The organism is Pseudomonas sp. PDM16 (assembly GCF_014851865.1).
Taxonomy (GTDB): domain Bacteria; phylum Pseudomonadota; class Gammaproteobacteria; order Pseudomonadales; family Pseudomonadaceae; genus Aquipseudomonas.
This window is the reverse complement of sequence record NZ_JACVAM010000007.1, coordinates 1-15,132: the sequence shown is the minus strand read 5'-3', so window position 1 is coordinate 15,132 and position 15,132 is coordinate 1. Positions and strand designations below refer to the sequence as shown.

The following is a 15,132-nucleotide window of genomic DNA, read 5'->3' as shown; positions in this document are numbered from 1 at the left end:
GCTCGACAAAAACGCTCTCTCATCAGACAAACAACGCTAAGTTATTGAATGTCCGACCTTTCCCAACACACCCCAATGATGCAGCAATACTGGAAGCTGAAGAACCAGCACCCGGACATGCTGATGTTCTACCGCATGGGCGACTTCTACGAACTGTTCTATGAAGACGCCAAGAAGGCTGCGGCCCTGCTCGACATCACCCTCACCGCCCGTGGTCAGTCGGCCGGCCAGGCCATTCCCATGGCCGGCATCCCCTTCCACTCGGCCGAAGGCTACCTGGCACGCCTGGTGAAATTCGGCGAGGCGGTGGCGATCTGCGAACAGATTGGTGACCCAGCCACCAGCAAGGGCCCGGTGGAGCGCCAGGTGGTGCGCATCATCACCCCCGGCACCATCAGCGACGAGGCCTTCCTCGACGAACGCCGCGACAACTTGGTCGGCGCCATCCTGGGTGACGAGAAGCTGTTCGGCCTGGCCGTGCTGGACATCACCAGCGGCCGTTTCAGCGTCCAGGAGATGAAAGGCTGGGAGAACCTGCTGGCCGAACTGGAGCGCCTGAGCCCCGCCGAACTGCTGATCCCCGACGACTGGCCCCAGGGCCTGCCGATCGAGAAACGCCGAGGCGTGCGTCGCCGTGCGCCCTGGGACTTCGAGCGCGACAGCGCGCGCAAGAGCCTGTGCCAGCAGTTCGGCGTGCAGGATCTCAAGGGCTTCGGCTGCGAGGGCCTGACCCTGGCCATCGGCGCCGCCGGCTGCCTGCTGATCTATGCCAAGGAAACCCAGCGCACCGCCCTGCCGCACCTGCGCAATCTGCGCCATGAACGCCTGGACGACACCGTCATCCTCGACGGCGCCAGCCGCCGCAACCTGGAACTGGACACCAACCTGGCCGGCGGCCGCGACAACACCCTGCAATCGGTGGTCGACCGCTGCCAGACCGCCATGGGCTCGCGCCTGCTGACCCGCTGGCTGAATCGTCCGCTGCGCGATCGGTCCGTACTGGAAGCACGCCAGGAGGCCATCGCCTGCCTGCTCGACCGCTACCGTTTCGAACTACTGCAGCCGCAGCTCAAGGACATCGGCGATGTCGAGCGCATCCTCGCCCGTATCGGCCTGCGCAATGCCCGGCCACGCGACCTGGCACGCCTGCGCGACGCACTCGCCGCACTGCCGCAACTGCAGAGCGCCATGGCCGAGCTGGACGCCCCGCACCTGGCCGAACTGGCGGTGAATATCCGCACCTACCCGGAACTGGCCGACCTGCTGCAACGAGCGATCATCGACAACCCGCCGGCGGTGATCCGCGACGGCGGCGTGCTGAAGACCGGCTACGACGCCGAGCTGGACGAGCTGCAGTCGATCAGCGAGAACGCCGGCCAATACCTGATGGACCTGGAGGCGCGCGAGAAGGAGCGTACCGGCCTGGCCAACCTCAAGGTCGGCTACAACCGCGTGCATGGCTACTTCATCGAGCTGCCGAGTAAACAGGCCGAGTCGGCCCCGGCCGACTACATCCGCCGCCAGACCCTGAAAGGCGCCGAGCGCTTCATCACCCCAGAGCTGAAGACCTTCGAGGACAAGGCACTGTCGGCCAAGAGCCGCGCCCTGGCCCGCGAGAAGCAGCTCTACGAAGAACTGCTGGAGCTGCTGATCGCCCAACTGGCACCGCTGCAGGACACCGCCGGCGCCCTGGCCGAACTGGACGTGCTGGCCAACCTGGCAGAGCGCGCATTGAACCTCGACCTGAACCGTCCGCGCTTCGTCGATGAGCCCTGCATGCGCATCGACCAGGGCCGTCACCCGGTGGTCGAGCAGGTGCTGGAGACGCCATTCGTCGCCAACGATCTGGGCCTCGACGACGGCACCCGCATGCTGATCATCACCGGCCCGAACATGGGCGGTAAGTCCACCTACATGCGCCAGACCGCGCTGATCGTGCTGCTGGCCCATATCGGCAGCTACGTGCCGGCAGCCGCGTGCGAGCTGTCGCTGGTGGACCGCATCTTTACCCGTATCGGTTCCAGCGACGACCTGGCCGGTGGCCGTTCCACCTTCATGGTGGAGATGAGCGAGACCGCCAATATCCTGCACAACGCCAGCGACCGCAGCCTGGTGCTGATGGACGAGGTGGGCCGCGGCACCAGTACCTTCGATGGCCTGTCGCTGGCCTGGTCGGCCGCCGAGCACCTGGCCAAGCTGCGCGCCTGGACGCTTTTTGCTACCCACTACTTCGAGCTGACCGTATTACCTGAAAGCGAGCCGGTGGTAGCCAACGTGCACCTCAATGCCACCGAGCACAATGAGCGCATCGTCTTCCTGCACCACGTGCTGCCCGGCCCGGCCAGCCAGAGTTACGGCCTGGCGGTGGCGCAACTGGCCGGCGTACCCGGCCCGGTGATCCAGCGCGCCCGTGAGCATCTGGCCCGCCTGGAGACCACCAGCCTGCCCCACGACCTGCCACGCAGCGAACCGGGACAATTAGCCGCACCGCTGCAGAGCGACATGTTCGCAGCCCTGCCGCATCCGGTGCTCGAGGAGTTGAGCAAGATCAATCCTGATGATCTGACACCTCGTCGAGCCATGGAGTTGTTATATACATGGAAGACGCGCATCTAACGCCAACCCGCTCAAGCTGCTAGAATCGCGCGCATTTTTACGACTGCCCGGTTTACAGCCTGAGCCGCGGCCTTTATCGAGCGCCTGCAAACCCTGCGCAGACGGGGCCCAGGTGCCGCCGCACGAGGAGAGAATCAGAATGACCTTCGTCGTTACCGACAACTGCATCAAATGCAAATACACCGACTGTGTCGAAGTCTGCCCGGTGGACTGCTTCTACGAAGGTCCGAATTTCCTGGTCATCCACCCGGACGAATGCATCGACTGCGCGCTGTGCGAGCCGGAGTGCCCTGCCCAGGCGATCTTCTCCGAAGACGAAGTGCCGGATGGCATGCAGGAATTCATCGAGCTCAACGCCGAGCTGGCGGACGTCTGGCCAAACATCACCGAGAAGAAGGATGCCCTCGCGGATGCCGAGGAATGGGATGGCGTGAAAGACAAGCTGCAGCACCTGGAGCGCTAAGCTCCCTGCCAAGAAGAAGGCCCGCGAATGCGGGCCTTCTTCTTTATATGCCTCTGAGCCTGTGGCGGAGCTATGCAAGCGTCTGCAGTACCTGCGGACTATTCAGCTCACCCATACCCTCCACCGATGACTGGCAAGCCAGGAACTCCAGCGCGGAGGCACGCCAGGACTGATGCGCCGCATGATTCGCACAAGCGTCGCGGGAAAGCGACAGCGCCCCCAGGCAGGCCTTGCGTAGATCCTCATCCATGACCCCGGTCAGCCCCGGCTTCAGAACATCCAGAGGCCCCGCCACGGGAAAGGCCGCCACCGGTGTTCCACAGGCCAACGCCTCGAGCATGACCAGACCGTAGGTGTCGGTACGCGAAGGGAACACCAGCACGCTGGCGCTGGCGAAAGACTGCGCCAGCGCCTCACCCTGCTGGAAACCGAGGAAATGTACCTGTGGGTAGTGTTCCTCAAGTGCGCCCCGCTCCGGACCGTCGCCGACCACGCGCTTCTCGCCCGGCAGCTCCAGCCCGAGGAAAGCGTGCAGATTCTTCTCCGCCGCCAGCCGCCCCACGTAGAGGAACACCGGCTCCACGGGGGCCTCGCCCTGTGGGCGAAACAATGTCGTGTCGACTCCCTTTCGCCATAGGTGCAGACGATCCAGACCCTGCGCCGCGAACTCTGATCGCATACGCTCGGTACTCACCAGCACCGCCTGGCTAGGTCGATGGAAACGGCGCAGGAAGGCATAACCCCACTCCAGCGGAATCCGCGGCCAGCGGGTATGCACATACTCGGGGAAGCGCGTATGGATGGCGCTGGAGAACATCAGTCCGCGGCGCATCAGCCAGCGCCGTGCAGCCCAGCCCAGCGGCCCTTCGGTAGCCAGGTGCACACAGTCCGGGCGGAAGTCACGAATCGCCGGACCGACGCGCCACAGGTCCCAGGCCAGGGGTATTTCCGGATAGCTCGGGCATGGCAAATGACGGAAATCCTGTGGCGACAGGACCTTGACCAGATGCCCCAGGCCACGCAGCTCGACCACCAGTGCCTGCAAGCTGGTGACCACGCCGTTGACCTGAGGGTGCCAGGCATCGCTGACGATGAGAATCCTCATGCGGCCTGCCCGACAGCGGCCAGATCTGCCTCCCTGGCCTGTTCCTCGGCCAGGCGGAACAGCTGGATGCTGCCGTCCAGATGCTCGATCAGTGCCGTGCAGGACTCCACCCAATCACCACAATTGAGGTACTCCACGCCGTTCACCTGGCGGATCTCCGCATGGTGGATATGCCCACAGACCACGCCATCAAGCCCTCGTTTGACGCATTCGTGGGCGATGGCTTCCTCGAAGTCGCTGATGAAGTTCACCGCCGTCTTCACCTTGTGCTTGAGGTAGGCCGACAGCGACCAGTAGCCGTAGCCATAGCGTTCGCGCCAGTGGTTGAGCCAGCGGTTGAGGGTCAGGGTGAATTCGTAGGCGGAATCACCGAGGAAGGCCAGCCAGCGGTGATAGCGGGTGATCACGTCGAACTGGTCACCGTGGATCACCAGCAGCTGGCGGCCGTCGGCCGTGGTGTGAACAGCCTCGTCGACCAACTGAATGTTGCCGAGCATCAGGGTCGAGTAGCGGCGCAGGAATTCGTCGTGGTTGCCGGTGACGTAGATCACCTCGGTGCCGCGCTTGCTCATGGTCAACAGACGGCGGATCACATTGGTATGGGCCTGCGGCCAGTAGATACCGCCACGCAGCTTCCAGCCATCGATGATGTCGCCGACCAGGTAGACACGGTCTGCCTGGTAGCGCTTGAGGAACCCGGCCAGGCGCTCGGCCTGACAATCACGGGTACCAAGGTGGACGTCGGATATCCACAGGGTGCGGACGTGCTGCTTGCGGCTGGGCTTGCTGCGCTCGGCGATGCTCATGGGCGGCCTCCGGCTGGGTTTAGCCGAGATTGCGCGCACGCGGTGAAATGACCATGACGAACGAGTGACCATTGCATGACAAGCCGCGGACGGACACGGCGTGTACACTGACCGCTCGATCAGGAGCCGCCAGCCATGCACCAGCTGCTCACTCTGCGCCACTACGACCATGAACAGATTGCCCACAGTCACGAGCATGCCCAGCTGGTGTTCGGTCTCAGCGGCCAGCTGGATTTCGAGGTGGATGGCCGCGGCTGCCAGGTCTCCAGCCTGAGCCTGGCCGTAGTGCCACCAGGGGCCCATCATGCATGCGCCAGCGTCCTGGGCAGTCGGTGCCTGGTACTGGATGTACCGATGGATGGGTGGCTGCAGCAACGCCTCGGCCACCATGCCGATGCCAGTCGCCGCCTGCTGGACAAGCCCGGAAGACTGCAGCTCGACCAGGGGCAAGGGCAGTTGGTCAGTTGGCTGGCATCCAGCCCGATCAACGATGAAGTGATCGGCCAGCAAGGCGCCGCGTTACTGCTGGCCAGTCTGAGCAACACCAATCCTCTCGCTCCGGCCAGCCTCCCACTGACCAGGATCGACGCCTACATCGACCGCCACTGCGCCCACCCGCTGCAGGTTGCCGATCTTGCTCGCCTTTGCGACCTCTCGACCGCGCGCTTCCACGCCCGCTTCCTCGCCGAAACCGGGCGCACGCCAATGGACCATGTACGCACCCGCCGCCTGCAACTGGGTCGCCAGTGGCTGCTGCAGAGCCGTCTGCCGGTTGGCGATATCGCCGCCAAGGTCGGCTATGGCTCGCAGAGTGCATTCACCGCCGCGTTGGTCCGCGAGTTCGGCCTGACGCCCAGGCAGCTACGCGCCGACCGCTGACGCGAGTCGCGCGACAAAGTCCGCGAGCCCCGCGACAGATCGGCACAGGTCATCCATCTAGACTCTGCCGATCATTCAGGAGAGCGGCTTCCATGCAGACCATCGAATGGCAGGACTTCGAGCGCGTCGAGCTGCGCGTCGGCACCCTGCTCAGCGCACGCATCAATGACAAGGCGATCAAGCCCGCCTATGTGCTGGAGGTCGATCTCGGCGAGTTGGGCGTCAAGACCTCCAGCGCCCAGCTCACCGCCCACTATGGCGCCGAGGAACTGATCGGCCGCCAGGTCCTGTGCGTGTGCAACTTCGCCCCCAAACGAGTCGCCGGCGTGCGATCGGAAGTGCTGGTGACCGGAGTCTACGACCAGGACGGCAAGGTAGTGCTGGCCAGCTTCGACAGGCCACTACCCAACGGGGCCCGCCTGGCCTGAGCCACGCCCCAGTAGCCGTAGCGGCATCGGGGGACATGACATCCCCCAAGTCACCTCTCTACAGTGCCCCACTCAACAGCCCAGGTAGTCCATGCAGCACCGCACCGCCCTCCTCGCCCTCCACCTGGGCGCCGTCTTCTTCGGTCTTTCCGGCATCTTCGGCAAGTTGGCACTGGCCGCCCCGCTGGTGATCGTGTTCGGGCGTGCGCTATTCGCCATGGCCGCACTGGGGGCATACACACAGTTCGGCGAAAAGACGGCCCGCCTCGACGGACGCCAGCGCATGGCCCTCGCCGCGGTCGGCTTGCTGCTAGGCGCGCACTGGTGGACATTCTTCGTGGCCGTCAAAGTATCCGGTGTCGCCATCGCCACACTCGGCTTCGCCAGTTTCCCGGCATTCACCGTCCTGCTGGAAGGCCTGCTGTTCCGCGAACGAATCCGCCGCACCGAGTGGGGGGTGGTGGCACTGGTCTGCCTGGGCCTGGTGCTGGTCACACCGCATTTCGACTTTGGTAACCAGGCCACCTTGGGACTGGGCTGGGCAGTACTGTCCGGACTGCTGTTCGCCATGGTCTCGGTCGGCAACCGGGCCACTACCCGGGGGGTGAAACCAGCGCAGGCGGCCTACTGGCAGAACCTCGGCATCGCCGTAGTTAGCTTGCCACTCTCGATCCATCTGCTGGCGGATGTTCGCCCCATGGACTGGCTGTGGATCGCCCTGCTCGGCCTGTTGTGTACTGCGCTGGCGCACAGCCTCTTCGTGGCCAGTCTACGAGTACTCAACGCCCGCAGCGCCTCGGTGGTATTCGCCCTGGAGCCTGTTTACGGCATCGCCTTCGCCTGGTGGATTTTTGACGAAGAACCGGGTGTGCGCATGCTGTTCGGTAGTGCGCTGATTCTTCTGGCTACCGTGATCTCGGCACGCCTGAACCGCAGCCCGATCGAGCCAAAAGGCGCCGGGCACACAGCCTGAGGCATGGCCCTCAGACGCTCGTAGAACGAGGGCTAATCAACGCGAGGGACTCTCTGGGTCCAGGCAAGGAATTCCGGCAAAGGCCACCAGTCTTCCGGTGAGCTTGCCACCGCCCTCCCACTCGATATCCAGAATGACCCAACGAGCTCCTTGCCGGGTGAGGAGCACCTGGTCCGTCCACCGATAGTCGTCATACGCAAGATGTGCCGAAACACGGGCGACATCACCCGCGACGCGAGTGGTAAGAGACGAAAGAGATTTGGCCCCATCTGCCTCCAGGAAGAATGGATCCTGATCGATCATATGCGGCTTCATGTCCGTGGGAACTACCCGCGCACAGGAGTGCTCATAGGCGGCCTGCGCCTCCAGGGCTCCCATCAGCTCCTTGCCGAACAAACCGCGCCCAGACGCATACCTCATGTCGGCATCATTCGCTGACTCCTGAGCATCGGGACTTATACGCCAACGATAGAACTCCTCCACCACCTGCGTCGGCGAACGCTCATCCGCCCATGAAGCCGGAGCTACCAGCCCCGCGATCAGCAGAATCGCCAATGCGCCAGAACGAAGCGACCCCGCCTCGCGGCATACCCCCCTGGCGCCGACCGAAACAGCCCACTGCATACCAATCACTCCAGACAGCCCTCTCGAACGGTGGAAGCAAGTCGTCCTTGCCGAATCAAAGACACCATGTCAGGACGCATGGCTTCCGGCACTGTGCTTCCTTCTCCAGCGCGCCTCGCAAAACAAAAATGGCGAACATCCCGATATTTAGAGCACGAAAAGTAACTGCAGATAACTCAGACCCTTCAAAGAACGTTAAGTCCACGTAGAGCTGAGCTAACGCTAATAGAGATGCAGCTACCGCAAGAATGACAGTAGCAACCCAGCCAACTCGAGTAACCAAGAAAGTACGAGGGCAAAAAGCGAAGTAGCAGAGTGCAGCAATAGACGCCCCAGCGTAAAGCGTCATGACAATGCCCTGGCTGGTCAGAAAAAATAAATATCCGAATGCAATGAGAAATGCAGCCCCTACCGCCAGCACATGAAGCAGAAAAATCAGCACAAGGAAGGCCGTTTTCATCTGAAGAGAAGCAAGATCGGATGGAATGGCTGAATCATTGAAAGGCGTCCATAAGCAAGTAGGTTCCAGGTGATCGTTGATACTGATCTATCAGCGGCACCAGCCTCTTGAAGTGCTCAGTATTGCAATGCACGTCCAATGCTTCCCGATCAGGCCACTCCTCTATAAACACGAAGTGCCCGGGGTCTTTCTGATCAATATAAATATCATACGACACACATAGCGCCTCTTCCTTGGTCCTCGCGACTAACTCTCGATAGAGAGGCATGACATCTTGAATGTGCTCCGGCCTGATGAAATCATGGGCTATTACTTTGAGCGTTGAGTTAATCCACTTATATCAAAAGCGCAGTTTTTTGGCGCCCAGCGAATAAGGCGAGCGGCAGTTGAGCGCATTGTTAGGCATCTCCACTCATATTGCCTGGGAAGCCGTCGTAGAACAGTGCGATATGAAGGCCTTCCTCAGATTCGCGAAAGAGGCATTCGGTTTTTGATGTTTCTTTTTGTTTGTACGGACGCTGCTCAAAGAGCTTAGGAGCATCAGAAGTCCGAAAGAATGGCCCTCACGCTTGTAGATCCAGCGCCCTTTATATGCGCCGTTGAGCCAACGCTCGTAGATCACTGTGCTGTGTTTCGGCTCGGAATTCATGAAGATGCCTAACGTTTGATTAAGAGGCAGGCTTTAGCCGGTCCCGAGTGAGCGAAGCGAACGACTTGAACCAGTTGCTAGGCGTCTCTACGTAACGCTTCAAGTTCCTCTGGAGTCAGCTTTTTTGTCTGAGCGTAGCCTTGAAGATAATTAGCCAGAATTGACGTGACTTCTCTGAAACACTCCAATATTTCGACCCAGCTAAATTCAGGGAATTTTAAATCCGTATCAGAAATCAAGAACTCAATGGTCCGATCTTCGTCCACAAGGTTTGATATTGCATCGTGGATATGTGAGCCCGAAAAGTGAACATAGCCAGATAAATTTGAATAGACATCCGGCAGCCACGGATAGTCGCTCTTACGTATTTCTACAAGGTGTGCATCCGTGAGTCTCTTTCCATTCGTGTCCTTCAGCTTGTCGATGCGCGCACCAGCTAACAAATTTGTGGCAAAGGTGTGCGGCTCTGCGACCAGCCACGCAGCGGAGAATCGTAATGCAGTATCAATGTGCATTCGAAGCAATGAGCGTGCACAGACCATGTTCCACGCCTGAACCATTGCCGTGACAGCACTCGCGGTGCTTATGCTCCTCTTGATGGCCGCGAATACTACCCAGTCGAGTGGAAACATTGGACTGCCAGAAGGCCCGACAACTTGCATTCCGAGCTTCAACAGTTCGTCACTGTCTTGTTTAAGCGACAGTAGTAACTCCCTGACGAGTTCGCTCTGTGGAGGATGGTCACTATTCATGCCGGAGGCACCTAGCGCTATTCATCAGCGGTAATTTTGGCGATAGACAAAATTATCCGCTGCATGATTTTGTTAGACTCTTCGTTGACGCTGGAAAATGATGCGTTCGTAGTGCTCAGAAACTCACTTTTGGCAGCACAGCGTAGTATGTATGATATGTTTTGAGTCATGGAGCCAGATGCCTTTATATAATGAGGAACGATTCGAGGCTCTTTTACTTCAATTGGAAGCACGACTAGGCAATCTTTTGGAGTTAAAGGCATAAAAACGTACTGCCTACCTTCGTGACGCCCAAATATATTACATACATCTGGCAAAACAAAATCTGGAGTTTCTGAACGTACGACAACCCAACGACTGTACATTATTGGCCTAGCTAACTTATCGTAGAACTCGTTCTGGCTGTAGAGTGTTTCATAAACATCTCTCATGTACCGCTCGTCTTCCGCCTTATCGGCCCCCACTTCGGAGGCGACCAAGGGAGCAACAAATTTCTTTAATGACTCCACGAAATGAGGGTTTCGTATCCTCTGAATTACTATGAAGCCGATCAACGCCTCGCGTTGAGGCCGGTTCAAAGGTTCCACATCTAACATCATTTGGATAGGTCGAACCGCATCTCCCTCCAAAAGTCCAAAATATGCCTCTAACCTGTCAGAGTATAGGTTTTTTCTAAAGCCCCAGCTGCCAAAGGGAGTTTCCTTTTTTTCCTCTATCCCTTCTGGTGTCTTGATGTTTCTGTAGACAAATTGACTTTCTGACCAGTATCTTTTGATGAAGGACTTCGGGATAAAATGATTGTTTTCAACTGCCTTAGGTGTAATGGGTTTTTTATTTGGATTTTTTCCCTTTCGTAGGGCGGTAACTGTTTTGGGTTTCCATCTTTCATTATATTTGCGCAACCATATTTGGCTTGCAAAGTTTCGTGCAGTATTCGATATTCGCTCCTTACCTTCTAAACTGAAACATTGCTCGCGCTCTACATGCTGGTCAATTTCATTTGTAGCCCGCCCGTTCATTCGATCAGATGCGACTTTTTCTGAAGTAAATAAGATTAATTTAGCTAGCTCATGCGCCATCTCTTCACGAAGATTTATATGCAAGTCCTCCATTTGAGGATTCGCAATATCGAGCATTTCCTTTATTATCGAGCTAACTACCTCGCCCCAGATCTCTGCTAGCTGCTGAGCCTTTTCTGGAGAAGCCGATGGATCAATCTTGTATATATGGTTCAGCATCACTATGAAAGCCTAACGTTTGGTTAAGGGGCCGGCTTTAGCCGGTCCCGAGTGAGCGAAGCGAGCGACTTGAACCGTTTGTTAGAGCGGTGCACGGCGATGGAAACCTAAATATAGCTCTTTGAGTGGTTCAGGCAGGGTGTGCCAGTAGGGCGCTGCTTTTTCGCCTGGAACCTGCCAGAACAAATTTTCAGTAAACGATACATCAATGCAGTTGCGAATTTCTTTTGTGCAATTCTCGAGGCTGTTGCTGATAAATATGAATAGCTTTGAGTGGCTCTCGTAATTTGTGCCTTTACACATTTCTGCATTCAGCGCATTAGCCAGACTGCCGAACCAAGAGTATGCAAACTCAGGGTCTAACTCGCCCCAAAGTCGAATGTGCTCACGATCAGCTTTGGCGGTAATTTCAGGGAAATTTGATCTGACGAAATTATATAGATCTAGGGTTGCTTCCATGCCTTTAGCTCTAACGCCTGAGTTAAGCCGGGCCGCGAAGCGGCGTCGGCTTGGACGAATTGTTAGGCGTCATTCTCGGAGTCATCCGAAGTGACGCCGATTGCCTGAACAAACTCATTAAAGCTGGGGGCTATAGGGACAGCGGAACTTGGGCCCGCGATCGGATCAATCATGACCACCTCACGAGGTACACCGCTGCGGACATCGAGAGCGATTCGCTCCATACCGCCATTGCCTCCGAAGAAGAAATAGCCAGGGAAGAACTCCGCAAGGAAGGAGTCAGAGATTGACTCGATAATTTCCCGTACTGGGTCCAAGCAGAACCACAGAGGCTCAGCCGCCAGTTCTCCCTCCCCTCCATTTGAAGTGGCCAGTAATTCTAACAAGCGGTCTGGCAACTCGACGGGGCTGCGCGTGACCAAGGCTTCGATTTCATCCGCAGTGGCGCCGGGCTTGAAATGCCACGTGCGGTCTGGCTGCGACAACAGGTCACGAAGGTTCATGATGACGCCTAACGATTAAGCTAACGGGCGTCCAGCGAACGAAGTGAGCGGCAGTTGAGCGCATTGTTAGGCAACCCTTGCGATGCGCTGCAGCCTTTACCAGCTTAACAAGAGAGATTGAGCTTCTCATAAGTACCTCGCATCTTCTTCAATGTCTTGTAGCAGCAATACAAGAAATTGACTCATCCCTGAATCTATATCTGTGCTCGCGGAGGAGTTGCAGATATTTCTTACAGTTTGCGCAAATAGCTTGAACTCTACTTCATCTAGGTCGTCAGCCTGGAGCATGTCCATGCCTCCCTCATCTAGAGGCCAAAGCACCTTCGCCAGTACGGCCGCTGCCTTTCCCTTTTCCGAACGAAGCTCCTCCGCCAACCACATGAAGTCAATTGTTCTCAGATCGTGCACGGATTGCTTGTTGATAATTATGGAGCCGGCCATTACTGCACTCTCTGCTAAGGGTACCTAACGATTAAGCTAACGGGCAGACAAAAGCGTAGCTTTTGGCTGTCCAGCGAACGAAGTGAGCGGCAGTTGAGCGCATTGTTATACCCCTTGCTCCGGTGTATATGATCTAGTCCCTTTGCAACGTGGGTATTTGCTGCAGCCCCAGAATTTACTACCTGGATTTTTACCTTTCTTTGCCGTTCTTAAAGACATGAGAGAACTGCACCTTGGGCACGTGACTATATTTTGACTTTTTCTTTCTGAATTTGGGGTTGGTGGCGTAACTGGTTGAGTGCTATTTGTTCCGCTTGGGAGTTCCGCTGAGGTGGTTGTTACTCTGGGTGGAGTGCTTTTGGGACTGAAAGATATAAAGAACCAAAGTGCGGCGCCCCCGCTCAGCAAAATTGGCAGAGACCCTTTCCAGCCTGCTACACCACCATGATGCGAGCAAGCACCTGAACGGCCAATTGATGGTGACTTCCAGCCGCTATTGCACGTGACAGGGCCGATTATTAGTTTCAGCAGTATAAGTGTGAGGATAAATACTGCTGCGGTGAATTTCTTTAAATGTCTCTCAATCATCGAGGCTCGCCGAGAGCTGAATTTCTGGATGGGTATAACGATTAAGCTAACGGGCAGGCAAAAGCGTAGCTTTTGGCTGTCCAGCGAACGAAGTGAGCGATAGTTGAGCGCATTGTTAGGTTTCATTGCTCGATTTTATTTTTTCACTTCTGGAATGAGCTAGTAGTACAAGAAATTTATCGGATAGCTCTCTTCTTGCAATGTGTGTGTCTTCACTTACCTGCCAAGAAATACCGTGATCTAGGTGGATTCCCGGAAATGCAATGTGACTGTCAGTTGATTTGTGGCGTTGTGAGGACTCAAATTTTGCTAGCGGAACTCTGAGGCGATTAAAGTCATTTTTTACGGACCGAAAATGTTCGGTAAGATCGTTGGAGGCTGAAACAACTCCGTCGCTAATTCTCTGAGACATTGTTCGGATGACTTCGTATGAGCCCAAGACCCATAGATAAGACGTAGTGATGCGCTCCCCTAGCTTTATTGACTCGTCAATGGAGTTATTTAATGTCTCAAAATTTGCTAGATACTCAGCGTCAGCTTTGATGAGGTCAGTATCTATTTTCCCCAGGCTTTGTATGATCGGGAGCATGAAAGGGTCAAAGCGTGCGGTGGCTACAGAGACTTTAATCCACTCTTCAAGGCGGGCATCTGGATCCATTTTGATACCTAACGTTTGGTTAAGGGGCCGGCTTTAGCCGGTCCCGAATGAGCGGAGCGAACGACTTGAACCAGTTGTTATGTGACTTGCTTAATGCTTCTATACAGGTTCCTGAGCATGGATTTTTCTTCTTCATCTTCAGTGGTTAGCCCCTTTAGTGTTATGTATGCCAGTTCTTTGACTTCGTCCAGCGTTTTTCCAGAGGCACGCACTATATCTTTGAAGTGATGAAATTTCCGCCCTTTCTCCTTCAGCGCAACTTGAAATGCATACCCGCCATCTTGGCCATAGATGCGAATTAAATCATGGCCGTGCTGTGCGCCTACGTATGGTTTGTCTGATTTTGTTTTGCCTTGATACCAACTTGTGCCGTGAGCGAATGAGCTAATGTTTCGGTAGCAGGTCAACACCTTTGCACTAAGGTTCTTATCTTTTTTTGTTAAATGCTCAATGCATGTGCTGCCGACTATTTTGTAGCCCCACTCCGGATGATAAGTGAGATGCTCGTACCTTATATCGTTGCCACATCCCTCACGCTCGCAAGTGCCAATAAGATCCCCTAAGTCATCAATAGACATTAGGAACCAGCCACTGTTTGGCTCTACGTGCCCATGCTCCCGTGCATGACATCCTTTGCACAGTGTTGCGCAGTCGCTTAGAGCGTATTCCCAAGGTTTTTTATTGGGAATATATAATTCATGGTGAACTTGAAGCACTACGTTAGGAGGCGATCTGTGGCATTTTAAACACCTATTTCCATCCCTCAGCTGCACTCGCCGTGAGAACTCGAACCACCTGTCGTTTGTGTATAGATTCTTCTGTTTAGCCATGAAGGTGATCTGGGTTCACATAACGATTAAGCTAACGGGCGGACAAAAGCGCAGCTTTTGGACGTCCAGCGAACGAAGTGAGCGGCAGTTGAGCGCATTGTTAGCCTCTCACCGAGCATGCGTCCGGCTTTGGAAGAAGCAGCCATAGCGCTATTGCAACCAGAGCGTGTACTGCTGATGCGATGTAGTAGGCCGGAATTAAGTTTTCAAACCCATTAACGACGCCATGCTTAATTACTTGGTCGGCAGCGCCGCCGATGAAGAAAGCTGCGAAAGCTCCCCATGCAAGCCATGCTGCTCGGAAATTGTAGCGCCATGCGGCTAGTGCACACACTATAAGAAAGGCGCCACGAACAACCGAGCTAGATATTTTCAGTGCTGCAACCTCATGGCCCATCGGCGCATAAAAGCCCTGGAGATAAAGTGCAGGTATGGTAATCAAGACCACTAATCCGAAGATCCCTACCAAGGCGCAGATCGTTTTTATGGCGATGTTTTTCATGTTGGTGGCTAACGATTAAGCTAACGGGCGTCCAAAAGCGCAGCTTTTGGACGTCCAGCGAACGAAGTGAGCGTCAGTTGAGCGCATTGTTAGCAGCGCTCCGGTGTGTATTCGCGCGGGTTCAAGCAGGTTTTGTCGAAATTAGCAGACTGCTCTTC

Annotated in this window: 19 protein-coding genes; 5 read left to right on the top strand and 14 right to left on the bottom strand. The window is 56.3% G+C overall.

Translation table 11 applies throughout. The annotated features are described in order from the left end of the window. Positions 1-48: 48 nt before the first annotated feature. Positions 49-2,616: a DNA mismatch repair protein MutS gene (gene mutS / locus IB234_RS20800; protein WP_192321589.1), complete on the top strand. Its 2,568-nt coding sequence runs from the start codon at positions 49-51 to the stop codon at positions 2,614-2,616. Positions 2,617-2,755: 139 nt separating this feature from the next. Next, on the top strand, positions 2,756-3,079 hold the full coding sequence (gene fdxA / locus IB234_RS20795; protein WP_192321587.1) for a ferredoxin FdxA: 324 nt from the start codon (positions 2,756-2,758) through the stop codon (positions 3,077-3,079). 70 nt (positions 3,080-3,149) lie between these two features. Here fdxA and IB234_RS20790 read toward each other — a convergent pair whose 3' ends face one another. Beyond that, complete coding sequence (locus IB234_RS20790; protein ID WP_192321585.1) at positions 3,150-4,184, bottom strand: glycosyltransferase family 4 protein; 1,035 nt, start codon at positions 4,182-4,184, stop codon at positions 3,150-3,152. Beyond that, entirely contained in the window at positions 4,181-4,990 is an 810-nt protein-coding gene (locus IB234_RS20785; protein WP_192321583.1) for a UDP-2,3-diacylglucosamine diphosphatase, read from the bottom strand. Before IB234_RS20785 ends, IB234_RS20790 begins: the two co-directional genes overlap by 4 nt. Before the next feature lie 135 nt (positions 4,991-5,125). Between IB234_RS20785 and IB234_RS20780 the strand changes: the two genes are divergently transcribed. The 3 genes from IB234_RS20780 to IB234_RS20770 all read left to right on the top strand — a co-directional run bounded on the left by IB234_RS20780 (position 5,126) and on the right by IB234_RS20770 (position 7,270). Further along, positions 5,126-5,869 (top strand): AraC family transcriptional regulator, encoded by a 744-nt coding sequence (locus IB234_RS20780; RefSeq protein ID WP_192321581.1) that lies wholly within the window; start codon positions 5,126-5,128, stop codon positions 5,867-5,869. Positions 5,870-5,961: 92 nt separating this feature from the next. After that, positions 5,962-6,297: a tRNA-binding protein gene (locus IB234_RS20775; RefSeq protein ID WP_192321578.1), complete on the top strand. Its 336-nt coding sequence runs from the start codon at positions 5,962-5,964 to the stop codon at positions 6,295-6,297. 91 nt (positions 6,298-6,388) lie between these two features. After that, complete coding sequence (locus IB234_RS20770; protein ID WP_192321576.1) at positions 6,389-7,270, top strand: DMT family transporter; 882 nt, start codon at positions 6,389-6,391, stop codon at positions 7,268-7,270. Positions 7,271-7,306: 36 nt separating this feature from the next. Here IB234_RS20770 and IB234_RS20765 read toward each other — a convergent pair whose 3' ends face one another. The 12 genes from IB234_RS20765 to IB234_RS20710 all read right to left on the bottom strand — a co-directional run bounded on the left by IB234_RS20765 (position 7,307) and on the right by IB234_RS20710 (position 14,974). Then, complete coding sequence (locus IB234_RS20765) at positions 7,307-7,894, bottom strand: DUF3828 domain-containing protein (RefSeq protein WP_192321574.1); 588 nt, start codon at positions 7,892-7,894, stop codon at positions 7,307-7,309. Between the two features lie 55 nt (positions 7,895-7,949). Continuing rightward, positions 7,950-8,354, bottom strand: a complete 405-nt coding sequence (locus tag IB234_RS20760; protein WP_192321571.1) for a hypothetical protein — start codon at positions 8,352-8,354, stop codon at positions 7,950-7,952. 34 nt (positions 8,355-8,388) lie between these two features. Continuing rightward, complete coding sequence (locus tag IB234_RS20755) at positions 8,389-8,685, bottom strand: putative quinol monooxygenase (protein ID WP_318652058.1); 297 nt, start codon at positions 8,683-8,685, stop codon at positions 8,389-8,391. Between the two features lie 395 nt (positions 8,686-9,080). Beyond that, on the bottom strand, positions 9,081-9,755 hold the full coding sequence (locus IB234_RS20750) for a hypothetical protein (protein WP_192321567.1): 675 nt from the start codon (positions 9,753-9,755) through the stop codon (positions 9,081-9,083). A gap of 17 nt (positions 9,756-9,772) precedes the next feature. Then, entirely contained in the window at positions 9,773-10,993 is a 1,221-nt protein-coding gene (locus IB234_RS20745; RefSeq protein ID WP_225580744.1) for a DUF4238 domain-containing protein, read from the bottom strand. A gap of 81 nt (positions 10,994-11,074) precedes the next feature. Further along, positions 11,075-11,452, bottom strand: a complete 378-nt coding sequence (locus tag IB234_RS20740) for a hypothetical protein (protein WP_192321562.1) — start codon at positions 11,450-11,452, stop codon at positions 11,075-11,077. A gap of 62 nt (positions 11,453-11,514) precedes the next feature. Continuing rightward, positions 11,515-11,955, bottom strand: coding sequence for an SMI1/KNR4 family protein (locus IB234_RS20735; protein ID WP_192321560.1), 441 nt, complete (start codon positions 11,953-11,955; stop codon positions 11,515-11,517). A gap of 126 nt (positions 11,956-12,081) precedes the next feature. Continuing rightward, a complete protein-coding gene (locus tag IB234_RS20730; RefSeq protein WP_192321558.1) occupies positions 12,082-12,396 on the bottom strand; it encodes a hypothetical protein in 315 nt (104 codons plus the stop codon). Between the two features lie 105 nt (positions 12,397-12,501). Beyond that, positions 12,502-12,984: a topoisomerase DNA-binding C4 zinc finger domain-containing protein gene (locus IB234_RS20725; protein ID WP_192321935.1), complete on the bottom strand. Its 483-nt coding sequence runs from the start codon at positions 12,982-12,984 to the stop codon at positions 12,502-12,504. A 115-nt stretch (positions 12,985-13,099) separates the two neighbouring features. After that, a complete protein-coding gene (locus tag IB234_RS20720) occupies positions 13,100-13,642 on the bottom strand; it encodes a hypothetical protein (protein WP_192321556.1) in 543 nt (180 codons plus the stop codon). 77 nt (positions 13,643-13,719) lie between these two features. After that, positions 13,720-14,220, bottom strand: coding sequence for a hypothetical protein (locus tag IB234_RS20715; RefSeq protein ID WP_192321554.1), 501 nt, complete (start codon positions 14,218-14,220; stop codon positions 13,720-13,722). A 352-nt stretch (positions 14,221-14,572) separates the two neighbouring features. Next, positions 14,573-14,974, bottom strand: a complete 402-nt coding sequence (locus tag IB234_RS20710) for a hypothetical protein (protein WP_192321552.1) — start codon at positions 14,972-14,974, stop codon at positions 14,573-14,575. Positions 14,975-15,132: the final 158 nt, after the last annotated feature.